The sequence below is a fragment of the Kribbella caucasensis genome (assembly GCF_004361855.1).
Taxonomy (GTDB): Bacteria; Actinomycetota; Actinomycetes; order Propionibacteriales; family Kribbellaceae; genus Kribbella; species Kribbella caucasensis.
Genome location: NZ_SNWQ01000019.1, coordinates 189,496 through 197,000 on the forward strand (window position 1 = coordinate 189,496; position 7,505 = coordinate 197,000).

The following is a 7,505-nucleotide window of genomic DNA, read 5'->3' on the forward strand; positions in this document are numbered from 1 at the left end:
GAACCGGGGTTGCATGTGGGTGCTTCAGCGAGTAATACTCCACGTGGACTAGTTGGTGTGGATCAATCCATGCGGAGGAGTTTTGGCGGAGTTGACGCCGTTGGGGATCGCGGTGCTGGCGGTGCTCAACGAGAAGCCGATGCACGCGTACGAGCTGTACCAGCTGCTCCTCAGCCGGGAGGAGGACCGCCTGGTCAAGGTTCGGCTGGGCACCGTTTACCACACGGTCGAGCGGCTGGCCGGGCAGCGATTGGTCGAGGCGACCGGCACCGACCGGGCCGGCAACCGACCGGAGCGGACGACGTACGCGATCACCCCGGAAGGTGATGCGGCACTGCGCCGGGCGATCGGCCGCACGATCGAGACACCGGAGTACGAGTACCCGAGGTTCCCGGTCGCACTGAGTGAGGCGCACAACCTGCCGGCCGACGAGACGGTCCGGCTGCTGACCCGGCGGGTAGAGCTTCTGCAGGAGCAGGTGGACGACCTCGACGCGACCATCGCGAAGGTCAGGTCAGAGGGCCTCGAGGAGGCGTACTGGTACGTCGCGGACTACCTGCGCATCCAAGCCGTGGCAGAGCTCAGCTGGCTGCGGACCATCATCGACAGGATCGGGAGCTTGGACTTGCCATGGCCTTACCGCACCAAGAACTGAAGCCGGAGCTCCGTCCGTGGCCCGCGCTCTGGGCCCTGGTCCTGGGATTCTTCATGATTCTGGTCGACTCCACCATCGTCTCGGTGGCGACGCCGGCCATCCTGACCGACCTGCACTCCGACGTCGGCACGGTCGTCTGGGTGACCAGCGCCTACCTGCTCGCGTACGCCGTACCGCTGCTCATCACCGGCCGGCTCGGCGACCGGTTCGGCCCGAAGAAGCTGTACCTGACCGGGCTCGCGGTGTTCACCCTCGCGTCGGTCTGGTGCGGACTGACCGGCACGATCGAGATGCTCATCGTCGCGCGGGTGTTCCAGGGGCTCGGTGCCTCGATGATGACGCCGCAGACGATGGCGGTGATCACCCGGATCTTCCCGGCGGACCAGCGTGGTCGCGCGATGAGCCTGTGGGGCGCGACCGCCGGGGCCGCGGTACTGGTCGGGCCGATCCTCGGCGGCGTACTGGTCGACGGGCTCGGCTGGGAGTGGATCTTCTTCGTCAACGCACCGGTCGGCGTGGTCGGGTTCGTGCTGGCGATGCGGTTGGTGCCGGACCTGCCGACGCACGAGCACAAGTTCGACCTGCTCGGGGTCGCGTTGAGCACGATCGGCCTGTTCTGCCTGGTGTTCGGCATCCAGGAAGGGCAGAAGTACGACTGGGGCCAGATCAGCGGACCGCTCTCGGTCTGGTCGCTGATCATCGCCGGCCTGGTGGTGATCGCGTTGTTCCTGCTCTGGCAGGCGCGCACCAAGAGCGAGCCGCTGTTGCCGCTGACGCTGTTCAAGGACCGCAACTTCTCGCTGGCGAACACGGCGATCACCACGGTCGGGTTCGCGATCACCGCGATGGCGTTCCCGTTGATGCTGTACGCGCAGACCGTGCGCGGTCTCAGCCCGACGCGGGCGGCGTTGCTGCTGGTGCCGATGGCGGTGATCTCGGGTGCGCTGGCGCCGTTCGTGGGACGGCTCACCGACAAGGCGTCGCCGCGGTACATCGCGGGCTTCGGGTTGCTGTGCTGCTCGGTGGCGCTGTTCTGGCTGAGCCAGGTGATCGAACCGGCCGTGCCGATCTGGGAACTGTTGCTGCCGATCGCATTGCTGGGTGTGGCGAACGGCTTCATGTGGGCACCGCTCGGCAGCACCGCGACCCGCAACCTTCCGATGCACCAGGCGGGCGCGGGTGCCGGTGTCTACAACACCACTCGTCAGGTCGGCGCGGTCCTCGGCAGCGCTGGCATCGCGGCACTGATGGAGTCGCGATTGGCCGCCAACCTGCCGGCCGCCGCGGGCGGATCGGTCGGGGCCGAGGGCGCTGGTGGCGGGAAGCTGCCAGAGGCCCTGCATCAGGGCTTCAGCGACGCGATGGCGCAGTCGCTGATGCTGCCCGCTGCCGTCGTGCTGATCGGATTGGTCGCCGCCTTGCTGTTCGTGCGACCTGACCACCTGCAGCAGCGCCCAGTGGACGCGGTCAAGAAGGCCGAGGCCTAGACGACGTAGAACGCCTGTGGAGTCGAGGCCTGTCCGTCGTAGACGGCTTTGGCCACATAGGTGCCGGCCTTCGCCAGCGGCTGGCCCGGGAGGCAGCCCGGCCCGGAGCGGCGGCCGTTCCAGAGCACGGTGCTGGTCGACTCCTTGCCCTTGGCCACGATCAGGGTCGCGCGCGGGATCGCCTGCTCGCAGTGGCTGGTGGTCCAAATCTGGTCCTGGCCGGATGTGATGGTGAGCGACAGCAGGGTCGGGTCGATCGCCGCCTTGCACTCCTCCCGGATCGCGCTGAGCTGAACCGCGAAGTTCATCGCACCGCCCGAGGTGATCGTCCGGACGGCCGGCAGGACCGCGATCCGGATGTCCCCGCCGCCGCACTTCAGGTCCTTCGGGGTCTCCGTGGTCTTCCCCGCCCCGGTGGTCTTGCCTGTCGTCGTGGTCTTGTCGGCCGTCCCGGAGGTCCGGCCGCCCGACGGGGTGCTGGTCGGCAACAGGGTCGGTCCGGAGGTCCCGTTCTGGCCCGGGTCAGTGGCAGCCGAGTTCTGTGGGTCATCGCCGCCACCACCGGGCAGACGGGCCAGCAGCACCACCAGAACCACCAGCACGCCGAGCAAGAGCGCCCGACGGAACCAGTAGACGCTGGCGGGCAGATGCCCGACCGGACGGAGCAGGCTGCTCATGCTGGCACCTTAATGTCAGGATTGACCCCGCCATGTCAGACTCGCCGCTCCCCCTCGCAACAGCCCTGCACGCGCCCGTACTGCGCTGGTACGCCGCGAACGCCCGCACGCTGCCCTGGCGAGAGCCCGGTGCCGGGGCCTGGGCGGTGATGGTCAGCGAGTTCATGCTGCAGCAGACTCCGGTCGCGCGGGTGCTCCCGGCGTACGAGACGTGGATGAAGCGGTGGCCGAAGCCGGCGGACCTGGCCGCAGAGGCTCCAGGTGAGGCTGTGCGGGCCTGGGACCGGCTCGGGTACCCCAGACGCGCCCTGCGGCTGCACGCGGCGGCTCGGGCGATTGTGGAGCAGCACGGCGGCGAGGTGCCCGACCGTCACGACGCACTGCTCGCCCTGCCGGGTGTCGGGACGTACACCGCTGCCGCGATCGCCTCGTTCGCGTTCGGCCAGCGGCACGCGGTCGTGGACACCAACGTGCGCCGCGTGTTCGCCCGGGCCCTCACCGGGACCGCGCAGCCGAGCATCTCCCCGACCGCAGCCGACCAGCGTCTCGCAGTCGCGGCCCTACCGGACGACGAGCCGACAGCAGCCCGCTGGGCCGTCGCCACGATGGAACTCGGCGCCCTGGTCTGTACTGCGCGCGTCCCGCGGTGCTCCGACTGCCCGATCACCGGCCACTGCGCCTGGTACCTCGCCGGCAGCCCCCCGTACGACGGTCCACCGCGCCGGGGCCAGACGTACGAGGGCACCGACCGCCAGGTCCGCGGCCGCCTCCTCGCCGTACTCCGGGACGCCACGACTCCCGTCCCCAAGGCCACCCTCGACACGTGCTGGCCACACCACCAGCAACGCGAACGGGCCCTCCACACCCTCATCACCGACGGCCTGGTCGACCCCCTCCCCCACAACCACTACCGCCTACCCAGCTGACTGGAACGGCGAAGGCCGGCGCCCGGGGGAACCCGAGGCCGGCCTAGGCGCGTAGTACCGGTGGTACTCAGTTCTTCTTGCTGCTGGTGGCAGCTTCCTCGTCGTCGTCGGCGAGCAGGTCGAGCGGCATCGCGGGGCTGCCGGACAGCGTCGCCAGCATCTGGCGGACGTTGGTCAGCTGCGCGTTGATGCTGTCCCGGCGCTGGGTCGCGGCGGCGAGCTCGCGCTCGGACTCGGCCCGGATCCGCTCGGCCTTGTCCTTGGCCGCGGCAACGATCTCCTGGGCCTGCCGGTTGGCGTCGGCCAGCTGCTGCTGGGCCAGCCGCTCGGCCTCGGACCGGGCCCGGTCGGCCTCGCGCTGCACCTGGGCGGCGCGGTCGGTGACCGCGGCCAGCTGCTGCTCGGCCAGGGCCGTCCGGGCGGCGAACTCCTGCTCGACCTTGCCACGGCGCTCGGCCAGGGTGGTCTCGAAAGCGGCCGCTGCCTGGGCGGACTTGGCCCGCTCCTGCTCGTACAGCGCCTGGGCCTCGCTGCGGCGCGCGTTGGCGTCCCGCTCGGCCTCGTCACGCATGTCATCGGCCTGGGTGCGGGCTTCCTCGAGGATGCGGGCGGCCTCGGCGTCGACCTCGCTCTTCCAGTCCAGCGAGTACTGCTCTGCTTCCTTGCGGACCTTCTTCGCGTGCGCCTCGGCGTCGGCGACGATCGCCTCCGCGTCGGACCGGGCCCGGGTGACCAGGTCACGCGCCTCGTCGTCGGCGAGCGACAGGATCTTCGCTACGCGCTCACCGAACTCGGTGAACGTCGGCGTCCGGTCCTTGGAGTCGTCCTGGGCCGAGATGACCGCGGCCTCGGCGGCGTCCGTCCTCGACTGCAGCTCCTGGACGTGCCGCTGCAGCTGCTCGGACTGCTGCTGCAGTGCGGTCAGCGAAGTGGTCAGCTCCCGAACGTGCTGGTCCACCTGGGCAGGCTCGTAGCCACGCAGAACGGTGCGGAACGGAGTTGGTGATTCACTGCTCATGTCTCAGATGCTCACTTCGGTGGGTGGGTGGATCACACATTGTCACTGACAAGGATCTGACTGTCACGTCCTCATCCTGATTCCCCCGTGGAACCCTCGCTGGAGGACATTCCACCACTCGGGCGGAAGCCAGGTACAGCGAGTGCCTCGATCACACCCGAAAGCTGGGTGAGCTCCTTGGTGATCTCATCACGGCGCTGGTTCAAAGCCGCGACCCTCGCCTCGGCGTCGGCGAGAAGTTTCCGGGCCTGGGCACGCAACTCGTCGGCGTGCTCGCGGGCCTGCGCCTCGAGCGCTTGCGCGTCGGCGCGGGACTTGCGGATCAGGTCGTGCGACTGCCGCTGGGCCTGGGACAGGTCGTTCGCGGCCCGCTCGCGCAGCACCTGGGTGCTGGCCTCCGCCTCGGCCTCCCGGCGGTGGGCCCGATCGATGATCTCCTTGGCCTCCGCGTCGGCCAGGGCCTTGAGCCGCTCGGCCTTGGCCTTGGCCTGGACCGTCAGCCGCTCGGCCTGCTGACCGGCCGAATCCAGCGCGGCCTCCGCCTGGGCGGTCGCGGACCTGAGCGCGGCCTCGGCCTTGGTGGTCTGCTCGGCGTTGATCCGGGCGATCTCTTCCTGGGTCGCCTTGAGCCGGCTGGTCGAGCGGCCGACCACCCGGCGCAGGTGGGCCCGCTTCTGCCGGAGGAACTCGGTCGCTTCGGCGGCTGCCTTGTCCCGGATCGCCTGCGCCTCCGACTCGGCGGCCGCGACGAGGCCGTTGACCGTCTTCCTGCTCCACGCGGTCTGCTTCTCGGCCTCGGCCAAAGCCAGCTCGGCCGACTTGTTCGCGTCCTCGACGATTCGCTGCGCCTCGGCGGACGCCGTCCGGCGGTCGGCCTCGATGCTGTCCACAACGAGTTTGGCCTGGGCTCGCGCGTCGGCCATCAGCCGCTCGTTCGACGCCTCGGCCTCGGCCTTCTGCCGGGCGATCTCCTCGACCGCCTCGGCCCGGAGCTTGTCGATCTCCAGTGAGATGGCGGCCAGCTTCGCCCGCTCGGTCTCCTCCAGCTCGGCGGTACGCCGCTCCAGCTCGGCCCGGTTCTCGCCCCGGAGCCGCTCGATCTCGGCGTGCGCGGCGGAGATCTCGATCCGGGACCGCTCGCGGGCGGCCTCGACCTCGCGCTCCACGGCGACCCGCAGATCCTTCGCCTCGGCCTCGGCGCGGGAGATCACGTCGGCCTCGTTGCGGACCGCGGCCTGGGAGACCAGGGCGGCCTGGTTGCCGGCGTCGGCGACCAACTGCTGGGCCTCGCGGCTGGCCCGCTCGACCGTCTGGTGCGCGAGCTCGCGGGCCTGCTTGGCCTCGTCGAACAGCTCGTCCGCCTCTTCCTTGAGCCGCGCGGCTTCGGCCTCGGCCTCGGCCACCCGGCGGGCGGCGGCGACCTGAGACTCGGCCCGCAGCTCGTCGGCCGCCCGCTGCGTGTCGGTGCGCAACCGGTCGGCCGCGGTCTCGGACTCGGACCGGCGCTGAGCGACCTCGTCAGCTACTTCGGTCCGCAACCGCTGGGCGGCGGATTCGGATTCGGACTTGAGCCGCTCGGCCGTCGCGATCGCCTCGCTGCGGACCCGCTCGGCCTCTGCGATCGTCTCGTCCCGCAACCGCTTGACCTCGGCCGCGGTCTCCTCGGTCAGCCGGCGCGCCTCGGCGGCCGCCGACGACTGAACCCGCTCGGCTTCGTCCAGCGCCTCGGTCCGGATCCGATCCGCGTCGGCCTGGGACTCCCGCCGCAACTGCTCGGCGGCGCGCTCGGTGTCGGTCAGCAGCCGCTCGGCGGACGAGGTCGCGTCGGCGCGCTCCTTCTGGGCGACGGCTTCCGCCTCGGCCCGAACCCGGGCGGCCTCGGCGCGGATCCGCTCCGCTTCCACCAGCGCCGAGTCGTTCTCCAGCTCGGCCTGCTCGCGCAAAGTGTCCGCGATCCGCTGCGCGCGCTCCAGCACGCCACCCGCTTGCCGCACGCCAAAGGAACCGGCGTCGGCGACCGGTTCCTGGGTCAGGGGCAGACGCGGTGCGTCCATGCGACGAGATGATTCCATCTCCGGCCCCCTCTCCAACAGTCCGGGTCCAGTTGTGTACGTGTTGTGACCTGCAGGCGTCAGCAGGTGCTCGGTCATGCTCTTACAACGAGCGAGATCCGGCTACGGGTAACTTCTTTTCATGCCGCTGCGCGATCTGCCCACCGAGTCGGAGGCAGCGGCGGCCCTGCTCCGAACCGAGGAACTGCGACACCGAAGGACCTTACGCCGAACCCGCTGGCAGGGTGTGACGCTCGCGTGTCTCGCAGTGGGCGCAGGGTTTTCCATCCTGCTACCAGGCTCCTCCAGTACAGGCTGTTACCTCTGGCGGGCCACCACTCAGCCCGTCAGCGGCCGGAGTTCCGCACTCGTTCTGCCGGTCGCGATCATCGCCTTGGTGCTCGCGGATCGCTTGTATGCGGACAGATTCCGCATCCGGCGACAGGTGCGCGGGTGGGGCTCTGTGGCGATCGCACTCGTCACCGGTACGGCCTGGGCGGGCCTCGCCGTTCAAGGCCGATCGGGTTGCTCGACTTCACCGGCTGTGATCGGCACCGTTGTCTGTGGCGGCCTCGCCGCGGCCATCGCCGCGCATTGGGGCTCTTCGATCTTGACCGGGCACGACACGCGGTCTCTGCCTGCGGGGTAGGGGCTCGTGGCCTCTGAACACTGGCTGTTGTCGAGACAGTTC

At 70.0% G+C, this 7,505-nt stretch carries 6 protein-coding genes; 3 read left to right on the top strand and 3 right to left on the bottom strand.

What is annotated here, in order from left to right:
- The first annotated feature begins 82 nt into the window (after window positions 1–82).
- The gene (locus EV643_RS32570) at window positions 83–655 is read left to right on the top strand and encodes a PadR family transcriptional regulator (protein WP_202869859.1); all 573 of its coding nucleotides are present in this window, start codon (window positions 83–85) and stop codon (window positions 653–655) included.
- Window positions 631–2,142, top strand: coding sequence for a DHA2 family efflux MFS transporter permease subunit (locus tag EV643_RS32575; protein WP_202869860.1), 1,512 nt, complete (start codon window positions 631–633; stop codon window positions 2,140–2,142). The genes EV643_RS32570 and EV643_RS32575 overlap by 25 nt, the downstream gene beginning before the upstream one ends.
- On the opposite strand, the gene EV643_RS32580 is transcribed toward EV643_RS32575, so the two are convergent.
- Window positions 2,139–2,819 carry a hypothetical protein gene (locus tag EV643_RS32580; protein WP_133804022.1) on the bottom strand — a complete coding sequence of 227 codons (681 nt, stop codon included), beginning with the start codon at window positions 2,817–2,819 and terminating at the stop codon, window positions 2,139–2,141. The genes EV643_RS32575 and EV643_RS32580 overlap by 4 nt on opposite strands.
- Before the next feature lie 32 nt (window positions 2,820–2,851).
- Here EV643_RS32580 and EV643_RS32585 point away from each other — a divergent pair, with 32 nt between their 5' ends.
- Window positions 2,852–3,745: an HhH-GPD family protein gene (locus EV643_RS32585; RefSeq protein WP_133804023.1), complete on the top strand. Its 894-nt coding sequence runs from the start codon at window positions 2,852–2,854 to the stop codon at window positions 3,743–3,745.
- 67 nt (window positions 3,746–3,812) lie between these two features.
- Here the strand turns inward: EV643_RS32585 and EV643_RS32590 are convergent, their stop codons facing one another.
- Window positions 3,813–4,763, bottom strand: coding sequence for a coiled-coil domain-containing protein (locus tag EV643_RS32590; protein WP_133804024.1), 951 nt, complete (start codon window positions 4,761–4,763; stop codon window positions 3,813–3,815).
- Window positions 4,764–4,834: 71 nt separating this feature from the next.
- Window positions 4,835–6,817, bottom strand: coding sequence for a kinetoplast-associated-like protein (locus tag EV643_RS32595; RefSeq protein WP_238165948.1), 1,983 nt, complete (start codon window positions 6,815–6,817; stop codon window positions 4,835–4,837).
- Window positions 6,818–7,505 lie beyond the last annotated feature (688 nt).

Coding starts and splice junctions, on each gene's coding strand:
- EV643_RS32575 (WP_202869860.1), top strand. CDS start 631: ATGGCCTTACCGCACCAAGAACTGAAGCCGGAGCTCCGTCCGTGGCCC.
- EV643_RS32580 (WP_133804022.1), bottom strand. CDS start 2,819: ATGAGCAGCCTGCTCCGTCCGGTCGGGCATCTGCCCGCCAGCGTCTAC.
- EV643_RS32585 (WP_133804023.1), top strand. CDS start 2,852: ATGTCAGACTCGCCGCTCCCCCTCGCAACAGCCCTGCACGCGCCCGTA.
- EV643_RS32590 (WP_133804024.1), bottom strand. CDS start 4,763: ATGAGCAGTGAATCACCAACTCCGTTCCGCACCGTTCTGCGTGGCTAC.
- EV643_RS32595 (WP_238165948.1), bottom strand. CDS start 6,817: ATGGACGCACCGCGTCTGCCCCTGACCCAGGAACCGGTCGCCGACGCC.